15 protein-coding genes are annotated in these 15605 nt (G+C 46.6%); 12 read left to right on the forward strand and 3 right to left on the reverse strand.

Annotated elements, in window-relative coordinates; genetic code table 11:
* Nucleotides 1-72: 72 nt before the first annotated feature.
* The 12 genes from BLCOC_RS04835 (at nt 73) to araA (ending at nt 12595) form a co-directional block, all read left to right on the forward strand.
* Entirely contained in the window at nt 73-2598 is a 2526-nt protein-coding gene (locus tag BLCOC_RS04835) for a beta-mannosidase (protein WP_115624589.1), read from the forward strand.
* 157 nt (nt 2599-2755) lie between these two features.
* Nucleotides 2756-3346 (forward strand): GTP pyrophosphokinase, encoded by a 591-nt coding sequence (locus BLCOC_RS04840; protein ID WP_018597860.1) that lies wholly within the window; start codon nt 2756-2758, stop codon nt 3344-3346.
* A 116-nt stretch (nt 3347-3462) separates the two neighbouring features.
* A complete protein-coding gene (locus tag BLCOC_RS04845; RefSeq protein ID WP_081732719.1) occupies nt 3463-3972 on the forward strand; it encodes a SpoVA/SpoVAEb family sporulation membrane protein in 510 nt (169 codons plus the stop codon).
* Nucleotides 3969-4994 (forward strand): stage V sporulation protein AD, encoded by a 1026-nt coding sequence (locus BLCOC_RS04850; protein ID WP_018597862.1) that lies wholly within the window; start codon nt 3969-3971, stop codon nt 4992-4994. Before BLCOC_RS04845 ends, BLCOC_RS04850 begins: the two co-directional genes overlap by 4 nt.
* Nucleotides 4995-5156: 162 nt before the next feature.
* Nucleotides 5157-5513 carry a stage V sporulation protein AE gene (spoVAE, locus tag BLCOC_RS04855; protein WP_018597863.1) on the forward strand — a complete coding sequence of 119 codons (357 nt, stop codon included), beginning with the start codon at nt 5157-5159 and terminating at the stop codon, nt 5511-5513.
* A gap of 240 nt (nt 5514-5753) precedes the next feature.
* Nucleotides 5754-6521 (forward strand): tRNA threonylcarbamoyladenosine dehydratase, encoded by a 768-nt coding sequence (locus BLCOC_RS04860; protein WP_018597864.1) that lies wholly within the window; start codon nt 5754-5756, stop codon nt 6519-6521.
* A 94-nt stretch (nt 6522-6615) separates the two neighbouring features.
* Nucleotides 6616-7527: a UDP-N-acetylmuramate dehydrogenase gene (gene murB, locus BLCOC_RS04865; protein ID WP_242999037.1), complete on the forward strand. Its 912-nt coding sequence runs from the start codon at nt 6616-6618 to the stop codon at nt 7525-7527.
* A 21-nt stretch (nt 7528-7548) separates the two neighbouring features.
* Nucleotides 7549-8439 (forward strand): RNase adapter RapZ, encoded by an 891-nt coding sequence (gene rapZ / locus BLCOC_RS04870; RefSeq protein ID WP_115624591.1) that lies wholly within the window; start codon nt 7549-7551, stop codon nt 8437-8439.
* A complete protein-coding gene (gene whiA / locus BLCOC_RS04875) occupies nt 8418-9377 on the forward strand; it encodes a DNA-binding protein WhiA (protein WP_115624592.1) in 960 nt (319 codons plus the stop codon). The genes rapZ and whiA overlap by 22 nt, the downstream gene beginning before the upstream one ends.
* Entirely contained in the window at nt 9374-9628 is a 255-nt protein-coding gene (locus BLCOC_RS04880; protein ID WP_018597868.1) for an HPr family phosphocarrier protein, read from the forward strand. Before whiA ends, BLCOC_RS04880 begins: the two co-directional genes overlap by 4 nt.
* Before the next feature lie 106 nt (nt 9629-9734).
* Nucleotides 9735-11003 carry an AfsR/SARP family transcriptional regulator gene (locus tag BLCOC_RS04885; RefSeq protein ID WP_115624593.1) on the forward strand — a complete coding sequence of 423 codons (1269 nt, stop codon included), beginning with the start codon at nt 9735-9737 and terminating at the stop codon, nt 11001-11003.
* A 95-nt stretch (nt 11004-11098) separates the two neighbouring features.
* Nucleotides 11099-12595, forward strand: coding sequence for an L-arabinose isomerase (gene araA / locus BLCOC_RS04890; RefSeq protein WP_115624594.1), 1497 nt, complete (start codon nt 11099-11101; stop codon nt 12593-12595).
* A 224-nt stretch (nt 12596-12819) separates the two neighbouring features.
* Here araA and BLCOC_RS04895 read toward each other — a convergent pair whose 3' ends face one another.
* From BLCOC_RS04895 to BLCOC_RS04905, 3 genes are all read right to left on the reverse strand, one after another.
* Nucleotides 12820-13392: a DUF6320 domain-containing protein gene (locus tag BLCOC_RS04895; protein WP_115624595.1), complete on the reverse strand. Its 573-nt coding sequence runs from the start codon at nt 13390-13392 to the stop codon at nt 12820-12822.
* Complete coding sequence (locus tag BLCOC_RS04900; protein ID WP_115624596.1) at nt 13385-14023, reverse strand: TetR/AcrR family transcriptional regulator; 639 nt, start codon at nt 14021-14023, stop codon at nt 13385-13387. Before BLCOC_RS04900 ends, BLCOC_RS04895 begins: the two co-directional genes overlap by 8 nt.
* An 88-nt stretch (nt 14024-14111) precedes the next feature.
* A complete protein-coding gene (locus BLCOC_RS04905; protein WP_115624597.1) occupies nt 14112-15515 on the reverse strand; it encodes an MATE family efflux transporter in 1404 nt (467 codons plus the stop codon).
* Nucleotides 15516-15605 lie beyond the last annotated feature (90 nt).

Genomic DNA, 15605 nt, shown 5'->3' on the forward strand with positions numbered 1-15605 from the left:
TTACATTGAGCAGGGCGCTTATTTTAAAGGAAGACGAAATATACCAATATTTTAGTATAGAAGGAGCAGATAATGAAAATACAGAGTTTAAATACCTGCAGCGGCACCCCGCAGCGGGACACAGCTTTCGGGCAGAGTCAGGAACAGGTGCATATACAAGAGGAAACAGCCTGGCAGATGCGTTGTCTGGGTGATACCGCATGGATAGATGCCCAAGTGCCTGGCACGGTCTATACGGACCTGCTCAGGAACGGACGGATAGATGACCCATTCTGGAAAGATAATGAGGACCGCATCTGTGCGCTTATGGAAAAAGATTATGAATACCAATGCCGTTTTACATTACTTCCGGGAATGCTGGATAACCAGAGAGTTGTCCTTCACTTTGACGGACTGGATACCCTTGCTGATATTTATGTAAATCAAATACATGCAGGAAAAGCATTTAATATGCACCGCATCTGGGAATTCGATGTGAAGGATATCCTGCATGAAGAGGAAAATGAGATGCGGATCATATTCCGTTCTCCTCTGAAATACATTGCCGAAGCCTATAAAAAATATGGAAACATCGGAAATGACGACACTTATGAGGGCTTTATGCATCTCAGAAAAGCCCACTATATGTTTGGCTGGGACTGGGGCGCACACCTTCCCGACGCAGGTATATTCCGTCAGATTTCCCTTCTGGGTATCCGTGAAGCCAGGATTGACAGCGTATACATACAGCAGAGCCACACAGAGGGAAGGGTCCGCCTTTCTTTTCAGGTAGAGCCTCAATGGTCTGAATTCACATACACAGTCAGGATCACAGAACCGGGCGGCAGAACCTGGACACTGGATAATTCCCCAAAAGAGCTGGTCATTGAAAGCCCGAAACTGTGGTGGGTCAACAACCTGGGCGGTCAGCCCCTCTATGATGTGCAGGTTACACTGTTCTGTCAGGGGAGGGTGTTAGATGTCTGGGAAAAGAAGATAGGCCTGCGGCAGGTGACGATGCACCGGGAGAAAGATAAGTGGGGAGAGAGCTTTGCCCATGAATTAAACGGAAGATGTATATTTGCCATGGGAGCGGATTACATTCCCGAGGATCACCTTCTGGGAAGGACCGGCAGGGAAAAGACAAGAAAGCTGCTGGAAGCCTGCCGGGAGGCCAATTTTAATGTGATCCGCGTCTGGGGCGGAGGCTGTTATCCGGAGGACTGGTTTTACGATCTGTGTGATGAGATGGGATTTCTGGTATGGCAGGACTTTATGTTTGCCTGTTCCGTGTATGAACTGACGCCTGAGTTTGAGGCTAATATCCGCAGGGAATTTGCGGACAATATAAAAAGGATCCGGCATCACGCATCCCTTGGCCTGTGGTGCGGCAATAATGAGATGGAGATGTTTGTGGATGAGAGATGCTGGGTGACAAAACCCTCGGAGGTGAGGGATTACCTGTTCATGTATGAGCGCATCATTCCTGAGGTTTTGGCAAAATACGACCCGCAGACCTTTTACTGGCCTGCCAGTCCCTCATCAGGAGGTTCTTTTGACAATCCCAATGATCCTGACAGAGGAGACGTGCATTACTGGAAGGTCTGGCACGGAAACCGTCCTTTTTCTGAGTACAGGAAGCATTTTTTCCGTTATGCTTCTGAATTCGGGTTTCAGGCATTTCCATTTAAAAAGACCCTGGAACAGATTACGGATGACCCGGACGACTTTAATATCTTCTCCTATGTGATGGAAAAACACCAGAGAAATTACGGGGCTAACGGAAAGATCATGAACTATCTTCAGCAGACCTACCGCTATCCAACGGAATTTACCACACTTCTATATGCGTCACAGCTTTTGCAGGCAGATGCCATCCGCTATGGGGTGGAGCATTTCAGGAGAAACCGGGGAAGATGTATGGGGGCTGTGTACTGGCAGTTAAATGACTGCTGGCCTGTGGTGTCCTGGTCCTCTATCGATTACGGCGGCAGATGGAAAGCACTTCATTATTATGCGAAACGCTTTTTTGCCCCGGTGATGATCTCCTGTCAGGAAGAGGGATGGATGACCCGGGAGGCCAACATGAACAGGCAGCATTTTACATTTGAAAAATCTATCCGTTTGAATGTGACAAATGAAACCTTAAAAGACAGACAAATAAGGGTATGCTGGCAGCTTCGTGACAGGAAGGCAAGGGTACTGCGCAGGGAAGATCAGGTGATCACGGTGCCTGCCCTCACTTCCGTTTGGCTGGACAAGACAGAGTTTCCTAAGGTGGATGTCTTTCAGGAATACGTCAGCTTCCAGGCCATAGAAGCGGACCATGAGATGCCGGAAAAGGAAGGCAGAGCAAAGGTTTTGTCAGAGGGTACAGTCATATTCTCTTATCCAAAGTATTTCAAGTATGAGGATCCCAATCTCACCTGGGAGAAAGAGGGAAATATTATCAGAGTTTCAGCCTCTGCCTATGCGAAAAGTGTGGAAATCCTCAATGAAGAGGAGGATCTTGTCCTCTCAGACAATTATTTTGATCTGAATGGTGACACGAAGGAAGTGGAAATCCTATCCGGAAATGCGGACACACTCAGACTCCGCAGTGTGTATGATATCCGGTAAATCTTTTATGCAGTGACAAACCGGCTGGGAACAATAACAGTTTATAAGCCTTTTAGAAAAAGTTCAGCCCGTCTTTATTTATGGATCTGCCGGTTTATGTTATAGTAGAAGGAGCGGGCAGACAGGGGGATGGTCTGTCCATAAAGGAGGACGGTATATGACTAATGAACAATACTATGATTTAATTGTTCCCTATCAGGATGCGCTTAACCTTTTAAAGGCCAGGCTGGATGTGCTGAACCATTCCATGTATGGCAGTGCGTCCCATCCGATTCACAATATCCAGTCCAGAATCAAGCAGAAACAGAGTATTGAGGAGAAGCTGGAGCGCATGGAACTCAGCGCCAGTTTTACAAATGCCAAGGAGAACCTTCAGGATATTGCAGGTGCCAGGGTAATCTGTTATTTTGAGAGAGATGTGGAACTGCTTGCCGAGCAGCTTAAAAAGCAAAATGATCTCATATTGATCAAAGAAAAAGACTACATTGCCAATCCGAAAAAGAACGGATACCGGAGCTATCACATGGTTCTGGGCATTCAGGTCTGCACTATTGACAGCACGGAATACTATCCCGTTGAGGTACAGATCAGAACCATCGGAATGGACTTCTGGGCCAGTATGGAGCACAGGGTATGCTATAAGCAGGAGCGTGAAGACAAAGCAGAGGTTCAGAAAGAACTTCTGAGATACGCAAAAATTTTAAAAGAGATCGAAGAGGGATTTGAGCAGTACAACGACAGGCGCTGACAATCCTACAGATGAGGCAAATCTGCACATACGCGGACTTGCCTCTCTTTTTGAATAATTTTTTCACGCACATATTTTTTCCATAACAATCTCATACTATCAGAAAGCTTTTCGATATGGAAGCAGAAAAAAGGATGGTGAGAGTTATGGCAACTGCGGCGGAGCAGGAAAAACAGAAAAAGGCCAAAGAATACGAAAAATACGTCAAACAGGTGACACCCACCCACAGCCTCTTTAAAAACATGTGCCGTGCTTTTATTTGCGGCGGCGCGATCTGTGTGCTGGGACAGGGAATCATGAATTTCTGTATGAGCCAGGGACTGGACAAGGAGATCAGCGGAGGCTGGACTTCCCTGATCCTGGTGCTCTTGAGCGTGCTTTTTACAGGATTTAATATTTATCCTAAGATCGCGAAATGGGGCGGTGCCGGTACATTAGTGCCGATCACAGGCTTTGCCAATTCTGTGGCGGCGCCGGCTATTGAATATCAGAAAGAGGGACAGGTGTTCGGAATTGGCTGTAAAATCTTTATCATAGCAGGTCCGGTGATCCTTTATGGTATTCTGACCTCTGCGGTTTTGGGTGCTGTCTATTATGTTCTGAAATTATGGGGGATGGTGGGATGACAGAAGTGAGAAAACAGACAGTGGGGAAACAGAGCATCCAGTTTGAACACGCAGTTCATATTCTAAGCGGAGCCTCCATTGTGGGAAAAAAGGAGGGCGAAGGCCCTCTCGGAAAATATTTTGATGTGGTTGGCAAAGAGGACGGCATGTTCGGATGCCAGTCCTGGGAGGAGGCGGAGAGCGTTCTTCAAAAAGAGGCAGTCAGCATGGCAATCGGAAAGGCAGAACTGGAGAAGTGGCAGATACGTACTATTTATGTAGGTGACCTTCTGGCACAGACCATTGCTTCTTCTTTTGGCATATTGGGGTTTGACACCCCTGTGTATGGTCTGTACGGAGCCTGTGCCACCATGGGTGAAGCGCTCTCACTGTCCTCCATGGCCGTAGCTGCGGGATATGGCGACTATGTGGTGGCAGTCACCTCCAGTCATTTCGGCAGCGCGGAGAAAGAGTTCCGTTTTCCCCTGGGATACGGAAACCAGCGTCCCCTGTCCGCCACCTGGACTGTGACGGGAAGCGGGGCTTGTGTATTGGGCACAAACGGCGGAAAGGCCAGGATCACAGGTATTACCACAGGGAAGATCATTGATTTCGGACTCAAGGATTCCCTGAACATGGGGGCATGTATGGCACCTGCGGCCTGTGATACCATCTACCAGAATATGATGGACTTTAACCGTATGCCGGAGGACTACGACAGGATCATCACAGGTGACCTTGGTGAGATCGGGCAGCATATCCTCTTTGACATGCTGAAGGAAAAGGGATTTGATATTGAAAAACAGCACATGGACTGCGGTATTGAAATCTACGACAAGGAGTCCCAGGACACTCACGCAGGCGGAAGCGGCTGCGGCTGTTCAGCAGTGACTTTTGCTTCCTATATCCTTCCGAAGATTGAGAAGGGAGAGTGGAAACGCGTTCTTTTTGTCCCTACAGGAGCACTCTTGTCAAAGGTCAGCTACAATGAGGGGCAAAGTGTGCCTGGAATCGCCCAGGCTGTTGTTGTGGAGCATTGTTAAAGTAGGTCTGCGCAATTACTGCGCTGACCGTAAAAAAACATTCCGCAGCAAGCAAAAATCCCATCGCCGAAGGTGATTCTAAATGGATTTTTGCCTGTAACTGTGAAGGGGCTGAACAGTTATGTGGAGCATTGTTAAAGAGGATAACAGGAGGCAGTAAATATGGATTATATCAATGCATTTTGGGTCGGAGGACTGATCTGTGCTCTGGTTCAGATACTTTTAGACAAGACGAAACTGCTGCCGGGCCGTGTCATGGTAATTCTGGTATGTACCGGAGCTGTGCTGGGTTCAGTGGGGATTTATGAAAAGCTCATGGATTTTGCAGGTGCAGGTGCCAGTGTTCCCCTTCTGGGATTCGGCAACCTTCTCTGGAAAGGTGTAAAAAAGGCCATCGGAGAGCAGGGATTCATAGGAATCTTCATGGGAGGATTTACCTCCAGTGCCGTAGGAATCTCCGCAGCCCTGATCTTCGCCTATCTGGCCAGCATTATTTTTAAGCCAAAGATGAAAAACTAGTTCTATACAATTGATAGAATTAATAGTATAATGAAGAATAACGGCGAGCCCGTGAAGCGAGCCGTTATTCGATACGGCTTGACTTTAGTCAAGGCGTTACAATAAAGAATAGCGAGCCCGTGAAGCGAGCCGTTATTCGATACGGCTTGACTTTTAGTCAAGGCGTTACAATAAAGAATAGCGAGCCCGTGAAGCGAGCCGTTATTCTTAAATAGTTTTTACTTAGGAGGAACCGCAAGTATGCTGCATGCATTTTCCCGTTCGGAAGGATTAATTGGAAAAGAGGGGCTGGAGATTCTTGCCGATTCCAAGGTCGCAGTGTTTGGCCTGGGCGGCGTGGGGTCCTATGTGGTGGAGGCTCTGGCGAGAGCCGGTGTGGGAAACCTGATTCTGGTTGACCACGATGAGGTTGCAGTGACGAACCTGAACAGACAACTGGTAGCGCTTCGTTCTACTATCGGAAGGAAAAAAGTACAGGTTGCCAAAGAGCGTATTGCCGATATCAATGAGGATGCAGTGGTTCACACCTATGAGACTTTTTTTTCGGCTGAGACAGCCAGTTTATTTGATTTTTCCGGCTATGACTATATAGTAGACGCAGTGGACACTGTTTCTGCCAAGATCCTTCTCATTGAGAAGGCAAAAGCCTGCAATAAGCCGGTCATATCCTGTATGGGAACCGGTAATAAACTGGATCCGTCCTGCTTTCAAATTGCGGATATTGCGAAAACCAGTGTGTGCCCTCTGGCAAAGGTCATGCGCACAGAACTGAAAAAGAGAAAAATAAAAAAGGTTAAGGTGCTTTTTTCCACGGAAATAGCGCCCAAAGAAAAAAAACGCCGGATGGGCCTGAAAGAAGAAAAGGTGCAGACGGAAGAGACCAGGCCGTCAACAGGCAGGCCTGTGCCCTCCAGCATTTCCTTTGTTCCCGGAGTTGCCGGGCTGATGATCGCCGGAGAGGTAGTAAAAGATTTAATCGGGATGAGACAGAAGACAGACAGAAAATAAAATTTCTGTCTGAAACTGTTTTTGCTCGTAACTGTCAAAGTATCTGACAGTTACTTAAGATTTATATAATATGATCAAAGCAAGAGGTAAGAGAGTGAATAAAAAAATAGAAAATGAGTTTTGTCAGTGTCTGGGCAGTGACAATGTCAATGTCTATGAACCAATGAAGAAGCATACCACATTCCGCATCGGAGGACCTGCGGAATATTACCTGCGCCCTCACAGCGTGGATGAACTGCGGAAGATTTTACATATCTGCAAGAGAGAGAATCTGCCGTTTTTCATTTTAGGCAATGGCAGCAATCTGCTTGTGAGCGATAAAGGATATCAAGGTGTTGTTATTCAGCTCTGGAAGAATATGAGTGATATAGAGGTGGATGCCCATGTTATTCGGGCAAAAGCGGGAGCGCTCCTCTCTAAGATCGCAGTGGTAGCCCTGGATAACAGTCTGGCCGGGTTTGCCTTTGCCAGTGGTATTCCGGGAACCTTAGGAGGTGCTGTGGTCATGAACGCAGGCGCTTACGGGGGAGAGATGAAGGATGTTCTGGAGGAAGTCACTGTCATGGACGCGGAAGGCAATGTAATATGCCTGAAGCGGGGGGAACTGAATCTGGGATACCGGACAAGTATTGTAAAAGAAAAAGGTTATATTGTGCTGGAGGCAGTGATCAGGCTGAAAAAAGGCGAGGCATCCCATATCAAGGAACAGATGGATGATTTTAAAGAGAGGCGCACCAGCAAGCAGCCCTTGGATATGCCAAGCGCAGGCAGTACGTTCAAGCGGCCGGAAGGATATTTTGCAGGTAAACTGATCATGGATACGGGCCTTCGCGGTTTTCGGGTAGGTGGAGCGCAGATTTCAGAGAAGCACTGCGGTTTTGTTGTCAATACCGGAGATGCCACGGCGGAGGATGTGAAGAACCTGATAGAGGAAGTACAGAAGAGAGTCAGGGAGAAATTCGGCGTCACACTTGAGCCGGAAGTGAAATTCCTGGGTGAGTTCTGACACAGGCAGAGAGGATTCTATATGCGTTTTGTAATTGTGACGGGAATGTCAGGTGCCGGTAAGAGTACGGCCCTGAAGATGTTGGAAGACATGGAATATTTTTGTGTGGATAACCTCCCGATACTCCTGATAGAAAAGTTTGCTCAACTGGTAAAGGACGGAAGTTCAGGAGAGATAGAGCGTGTGGCTGTAGGTGTGGATATCAGAAGCGGCAAGGCTTTAAGTGAACTGGAGCAGGTTCTGGAGAGGCTGCGGCTGCCGGGATTCCAGCTGGAGATCCTGTTTTTAGATGCGGATGACAAGACTCTGGTAAAGCGCTACAAGGAGACACGGCGCTCTCATCCTCTTTCCGGCAACGGAAGGGTAGATGAGGGGATCAAACTGGAACGGAGCAGACTGGCTTTTCTGCGTGAATTTTCGGATTATATCCTGGATACCAGCCAGCTTCTCACCAGAGAGCTGAAGGAAGAGCTGGAAAAGATTTTTGTGGAGAACCAGAAGTTTAAGAACTTGATGATCACAGTTCTCTCCTTTGGGTTCAAGTACGGAATCCCCGGTGATTCTGATCTGGTTTTTGATGTGAGGTTTCTGCCAAACCCATATTATATAGAAGGAATGCGTTTTTTAAGCGGCAATGATAAACCGGTCAGTGACTATGTGATGGGCTTTGATCTGGCACAGGAGTTTTCCGATAAACTGGAGGATATGCTGCGTTTCCTGATCCCGAACTACATATCCGAAGGCAAATCCCAGCTTGTGGTTTCCATCGGATGTACCGGCGGCAAACACCGCAGTGTGACTCTGGCCAATGAACTATACAGACGGCTGAAAAAGTCAGAAGAATACGGGATACGGATCGAACATAGAGATATAGAAAAGGATGCGAAGAAATGTCATTCTCCGGAAGCGTAAAGCAGGAGCTGGAGCGCTGTATCAGCCCTGCCAGGCATTGCCAGATAGCAGAGCTTTCAGCCATTTTCAGCTTTTGCGGTGAGATACAGAGGACAGAGGAAGGCCAGCCGTTTCTCTGTTTTTCTACAGAAAATGAAAGTGTTATAAGAAAGTGCTTTACTTTATTGCAAAAAACATTTAAAATAGATAAAGAAATTTCTATAGATAAACGTTTAATAAAAAGAAACAACAGATTTGTGATTGAAGTACGAGGTCAGGAAGATACAGTGAGAATTTTGCAGGCAGCAAAGTATCTGACAGCAGACAGGCAGCCAATGCCCTGTGCCGCTCTTGTGAATCCTCTGATTATTCAGAAGAATTGCTGCAGGAGGGCTTTCCTGAGGGGTGCATTTTTATGTGCTGGTTCTATCAGTGCCCCAGAGAAATTTTATCATTTTGAAATCGTATGTTCCACACTGTCAAAAGCTCAGCAGCTTCAGGAACTGGTGCAGTCCTTTGAGGTAGATGCAAAAGTTGTAAGCCGCAAGAAGCATGAGGTTGTTTATGTAAAAGAAGGCGCGCAGATCGTAGAAATTTTAGGCCTTATGGGGGCAAATGTATCTTTGATGAATCTTGAGAATGTCAGGATTCTGAAAGAAATGCGCAACAGCGTGAACCGCAAGGTTAACTGCGAAACGGCGAATATTAGCAAGACTGTAAATGCTGCAGTAAAACAAACGGAAGATATAGCTTTTATCCGTGACACCATTGGATTGGAAAGACTTCCGGACAATCTGGAAGAGATAGCACGGATAAGGTTAGAATATCCACAGGCCTCATTGAAAGAACTTGGCATGTTTTTAACACCGCCAGTGGGAAAGTCAGGGGTCAATCACAGACTGCGTAGGATCGGCAGCATAGCAGAAGAGCTCAGAGGGAACAAGGAGGAACAGATATGATCAGTAAACCAATTACCATCGGTATTTCAAACGGCTTGGAAGCAAGACCGATTGCATTACTCGTGCAGGTAGCTAGCCAGTATGCCAGCAATATCTATCTGGAGAGTCAGGAAAAGAAGGTAAATGCAAAGAGCATCATGGGTATGATGAGTTTGGGATTAGACGCTGGTGAGAGCGTGACTGTATCAGTTGAAGGCGAAGACGAAGTCGAAGCTATGAAAAGCATCGAGGAATATTTGAGCAACAAATAAATATTGAACATTTAAGGAAAAAGAGAGCAGATATGAAAAAGAGAGGCCGTCCTGGATGAAGGGCGGCCTTTTTTAACGGTACTCGGATTGCAGGAGATATAAAAAGATGGAGAGAGAAAAAAATACCGGTATTATGAGGGTAAGAATGTTGGGCGGTTTTTCTATTTCTTATGAGGGGGCAGCAGTGGTCTTTGACAGAAAAAGCCCGGCAAAGTTTGTACAACTGTTCCAGCTTCTCATGCTTCACTTAAAGGATGGGATAGACAAGGCTGAACTGATCGACGCACTTTACGGCAAAGATACTGTGGAAAACGGAAACAGCAGTCTGAACAATACAATTTTTAGACTGCGCAGACAACTGAAAAAGGCTGGTATGCCGGATGGCTCATACATAACGGTGCAAAAGGGAATCTGCAGATGGGATGAGAAGATAAAAGCAGTTGTGGATATTCATCAGATGGAGGCAGCCATTGAGGAAGCCCGCATGGAAAACGGTGAGAAGAAGGAAGAGCTTTTGAAAGAGGCCTGCAGCCTGTACAAAGGGGAGTTTCTTCCTCCGGGAGCAGCAGAGGCCTGGTCTGTAATAGCAGGTGTAAAGTACAGGGATCTGTACTTTGACTGTATGCGCGAGTTGTTTTCCATTCTGAAGGAGCGCAGGGAATATGAGGATATACTCCATATCAGCACCCGCGCCGCGTCCATATATCCCTATGAGGAATGGCAGCTCTGGCGGATCGACAGTCTGCTGGCTCTGAATCGTCACAAGGAGGCACTGAAAGTCTATGAGGAGACCGCATCCCTGTATTTTAACGAGTTTGGTTTGAAGCCTTCAGAGAAAATGCTTGAGCGCTTTCATTCTATGAGCAGCCAGATACAGGGTGTCCCCTCGGATATGTGGGAAATCCGCAGGGATCTGAGAGAGAAGACAAAAGGGAAAGGGGCTTATTTCTGCTCCCTGCCCAGTTTTATTGATACTTACAGGATCATCACGCGCATGACAGAGAGGACAGGAATGTCCGTGTTCCTGATGCTGTGCACACTGACCGACAGTTCAGGCATTCCCATCGAAAAAGAAGATAAGATAAGCAAGGCAGCGGAAAAGTTCCAGACCGCCATCAAGCTGTCCCTGCGCCGGGGGGACTTGTACACCAGGTACAGCTCCTGTCAGTTCCTCATCATGCTTCCGGGAATCACTCAGGAAAACTGCTTCTGTGTGGCGGAGCGTATCACTCGTCTGTTCAAGGAAGCAGGAGGGGGCAGCAACAGGATCCGCTGTTATATCAGTTCCCTGATAGATGTAAATGAGGAATTTGAAAACTTTGAGGATGGTTTTTCCTCCCCGGAGAGATGGATGCGGCCCAAAACATACAACTGAAAAACTTGTATCCTTTCTGTGAATACAACTTGTAAAGATAACCGTACAAGTTTTATGATGGAAGAAAGATAAAACCTAACAGGAGGGTGAGTTTAATGAAAACAGGCAGGAATTATAAGTTTTGGTTTGCAACAGGTTCCCAGGATCTTTACGGAGATGAGTGTCTCAAAAAAGTAGCGGAACATTCCAGAATCATTGTAGAAGAATTAAATAAATCAGGGGTACTCCCTTATGAAGTGGTACTGAAACCAACTCTGATTACAAATGAAGTGATCAGAAAGACCTTTAATGAGGCAAATCAGGATGAGGAATGTGCAGGTGTTATCACATGGATGCACACCTTCTCACCGGCAAAATCCTGGATCCTGGGACTGCAGGAGTACAGAAAGCCGCTGATGCATTTGCACACCCAGTTCAATCAGGAGATTCCGTACGATACCATTGACATGGACTTTATGAATGAAAATCAGTCTGCCCATGGTGACAGAGAGTATGGTCATATCGTATCCCGCATGGGTATTGAGCGCAAAGTGACAGTGGGCCACTGGAGCGACAGAAAAGTACAGGAAAAGATCGCGTCCTGGATGCGCACAGCAGTGGGAATTATGGAGAGCAGCCATATCCGTGTTATGAGAATTGCAGACAACATGAGAAATGTAGCTGTGACAGAGGGAGATAAGGTAGAGGCTCAGATCAAGTTCGGCTGGGAGATTGACGCATACCCTGTAAATGAGATCGCAGAGGCAGTGGGTTCTGTGTCAAAGGGTGATACAGACGCTCTTGTGGAAGAGTATTACGACAAATATGAGATTCTTCTGGAGGGAAGAGACCCGGAGGAATTCAAACGCCATGTGGCAGTACAGGCACAGATTGAGATCGGATTCGAGAGATTTTTAGAAGAGAAGAACTATCAGGCGATCGTGACTCATTTCGGAGATTTAGGTTCCCTGAAACAGTTGCCGGGACTGGCTATCCAGAGACTGATGGAAAAAGGATATGGATTCGGCGGCGAAGGTGACTGGAAGACAGCCGCCATGGTACGTCTGATGAAGATCATGACAGCAGGAATGAAAGGGGCAAAAGGTACTTCCTTTATGGAGGATTATACATATAATCTGGTACCGGGCAAGGAAGGAATACTGCAGGCTCATATGCTGGAAGTGTGCCCGACTATTTCTGACGGCCCCATCAGCATTAAGGTAAATCCCCTTAGCATGGGAGACAGAGAAGATCCGGCACGTCTTGTATTTACAGCGAAAACCGGTCCGGCCATTGCTGCTTCTCTGATCGATCTGGGGAACAGATTCCGCCTGATCATCAATGATGTGGACTGTAAGAAGACGGAAAAGCCTATGCCTAAACTGCCTGTAGCTACAGCATTCTGGACACCGCAGCCGGATCTGGCTACCGGTGCGGAAGCCTGGATACTGGCCGGAGGAGCACATCATACAGCCTTTTCTTATGATATCACGTCTGAGCAGATGGGTGACTGGGCTGCTGCTATGGGTATTGAGGCGGTTTACATTGATGAGGATACCAGAATCCGCAGCTTTAAGAGGGACTTACAGTTAGGAGAATTATTTTTCAGATAAGGATTGAAAAAGAGGATCGGTTTCCTGCATTTCTGTCTGCTGTTGTCACTGAGGAATCAGGACCGAAGCTTTTATGGGGAACCTGAGGGGATCAGGAGAAACATAAGAGAGCGGAAATTGATCTTATAAAAGAGATATGGCATTGCCGTATGAGTGGAGTTTCCTTGAGGGAAGCCTTCGTTCAGGCAGATGTCATATCTCTTTTTCGTTTCCGGATGGCCCGGTTATGTACGGGGACTGAGGCGCTTCACCGCAGAGATGACGATGCCGGTCAGGAGAAAAAGTCCGGCAGCCCCAAAATAGAGGATGGGGTAGTGATCCGAAAGGCTCCAGGATTGGGAAGAACCTGTAAAAGCATCTATCCTGTTATTGGTATAACGTTCTGCATAGTAAAACACAAGGATGAGGCAGCTCATAGTCAGGAAAACATTGGCATGTGTCAGGGTCCTGAAAAGGCCGGTAACGGCAAGGGCGGCCAGCCAGGCAAGACTTATGGGCACTCCCAGCTTTGCTGCCCAGTATATAGGCTGAGTCATATAGAGATTAGCAGTATACTCTATGATGTACAGGAAGGGTATCAGCAGAATACCGAGGACCAGGTAAGTGAGTAGAATACGGTGCTTTTGTCCGAATATCAGGGTGTACAGCATCAGGTATGCATAGAAGCAGGAGGCAGCCACCAGGATAGACCAACTGAACGTTTGTTCCAGGGCAAAGTTTACAATGAAACAGATTAAAACTGCAAGAATAAACGGGACTGCGAGTATCATACTCCATAGATTTCTTTTCTTAGTCATTAAGTTCCTCTCTTCCTGATGATTGGCGGCCGGGTTTTAAGATACGATCCAGTACGGAAAATATAATGGTTCTGGATACCTCTGTTTTTTCAGATGAGACCAACAGGTTCTGGAATGCCAGTCCGTCGATGGCGCCTGTGATAAACTTCGCCAGCTCCTCGGAGGGCAAATCACAACGGAATTCTTTGCTGCGGATGCCTTCCTCCAACAGGGCAGTGATAAGGCAGTTGTATCTCTCATAGCCGTTTTGGATAAGGTTTTTTACCACATGATTCTCCGAATAGTATTCCAGGAAAAACTTAATGGGAAATAAACACATGAGGGCAGCCTGTATGGTGTCATCCTCTCCGAGAACGATCCTGCGCAGCTTTTCATAGGAACTCAGATCACTGCTGCTGATTTTTTCTATATAGCCGATATAAGTATTGTAAATGCTTTGGGCGGCCTGGGCCATCAAAGCATTTTTATTCGGAAAATACCAGTAGATAGCGGCCTTTGTCAATCCCAGTTTTTCCGCCACATCAGTCAGACTGAATTCTGCCATGGAACTTTTTACCATGATCTCTATTGCGGCCTGTATAATACACTGCCTCATCTTTTCATAATTTTCCGGTATTTTTTTTCTTGCCATAGAAACTGCCCTTCTATAATTAATTAACTCATCGTTAAATTAATTATCCCATAAAAGCTGCCGGGAGTCAACCACATTAAAATATCTTTTATATTTCTCTGTCAAGGTGGGCCGCATGATTACTAAGCGGCATTGTCACATGGTCTTCCATCCTGTGGAGTTCTCTGTGAAGGCGCAGTGCCATGAATACAGTTACCACAGCGGAGATGACATCAGCGGCCGGCTGGGCATAGAGGATGCCATTGATACCGGTAAAGAGAGGGAGGATCAGGATAATAGGCACAAAGCAGATACCCTGTCTGCAGGAACCCAGGATAAATCCCTCTTTTCCTTTTCCGAGTGCCAGAAACAAGGAGGAATATACCGTGTAGAATCCGAACAGCAGAAAGGAAATGCCATTGGCTCTCAGCGCCTGGCCGCCGATTTGGATCATTTCCAAATCCCCCTTAGTAAACAGGGCGATAAGAGCTGTGGAAAACAAAGCGGTAATTCCCCCATAGATGATACAAAAAACAGTGGACCAAAGAATAGAAAGACGTATTGCCTGGTGGAGGCGTCCATATTTTTTTGCGCCATAGCTGTATCCGGCAATTGGCTGAAACCCTTTGATAAAGCCAAAAACCATGAGACTGCCCACGGAGATGATTCTTGTAACAGGACCCATCCCTGCAATGACAGAGTCCCCATATTCCTTTGCCTGAAAATTGATAAGGGAGATAGAAAGACTGGTCAGAAGCTGGAAAACCATAGTGGGAATACCGATTTTTAATATTTCAGAAATGATTTCCCGGGAAAAACAGCATTCTTTGACGCGGAAACTGAAGATACTCTTTTTTCTTAAAATATAACTCAAATACACCACAGAGGAGAGCATCTGGGAAACAGCCGTGGCGGCCGCGGCACCGGCCACGCCAAGATCCAGGACATAGATAAAGATAGGATCCAGAAGGATATTCAGCACAGCCCCGGCAAGCAGTGTGAGCATAGTTGTTTTTGCGGCACCTTCACTTGTCACGATATTATTCATAGTCACATTAAACACATTAAAAAGCGAAAACACCACATAAATACGGGCATATTCTTCTGCATACGGCAGTATACTCTCCGTAGCCCCCAGAAGTTCCAGTACAGGACGCAGAAAGACAACGGTACACACAATGACTACTGCACCTACAGCTATACTGCTGTACAGAGCCGTACTTACCGCCTGATCAGCCGTATTTTTGTCCCCTTTTCCCAACAGACGTGAAATATAAGAAGCAGCTCCATTTCCAAACAACAGTCCAAGTCCCACAACGATCTGACCGATGGGAAATGCCACAGAGATCGCCCCCATCTGACTCGTCCCCAGTCCGCCCACAAAATAAGCATCCACCAGATTATACAATGCATTGATCATCATTCCGATCATAGTGGGAAGCCCCATTGCCAAAAGTGCCCTCCATACAGGCGCACTGCCCAGCAGTTCCATTTTTTTGTTCTCCTTACTCATAGTCAGAGACTCCTTTCTTTTTTGCTTGACAATAGTTATAAAATATACTAGTATAAATTATAGTATTTGAGCCTTGGGATACATACTACT

It is taken from the genome of Blautia coccoides (assembly GCF_034355335.1).
In the GTDB taxonomy this organism is placed as follows: Bacteria; Bacillota; Clostridia; order Lachnospirales; family Lachnospiraceae; genus Blautia; species Blautia producta.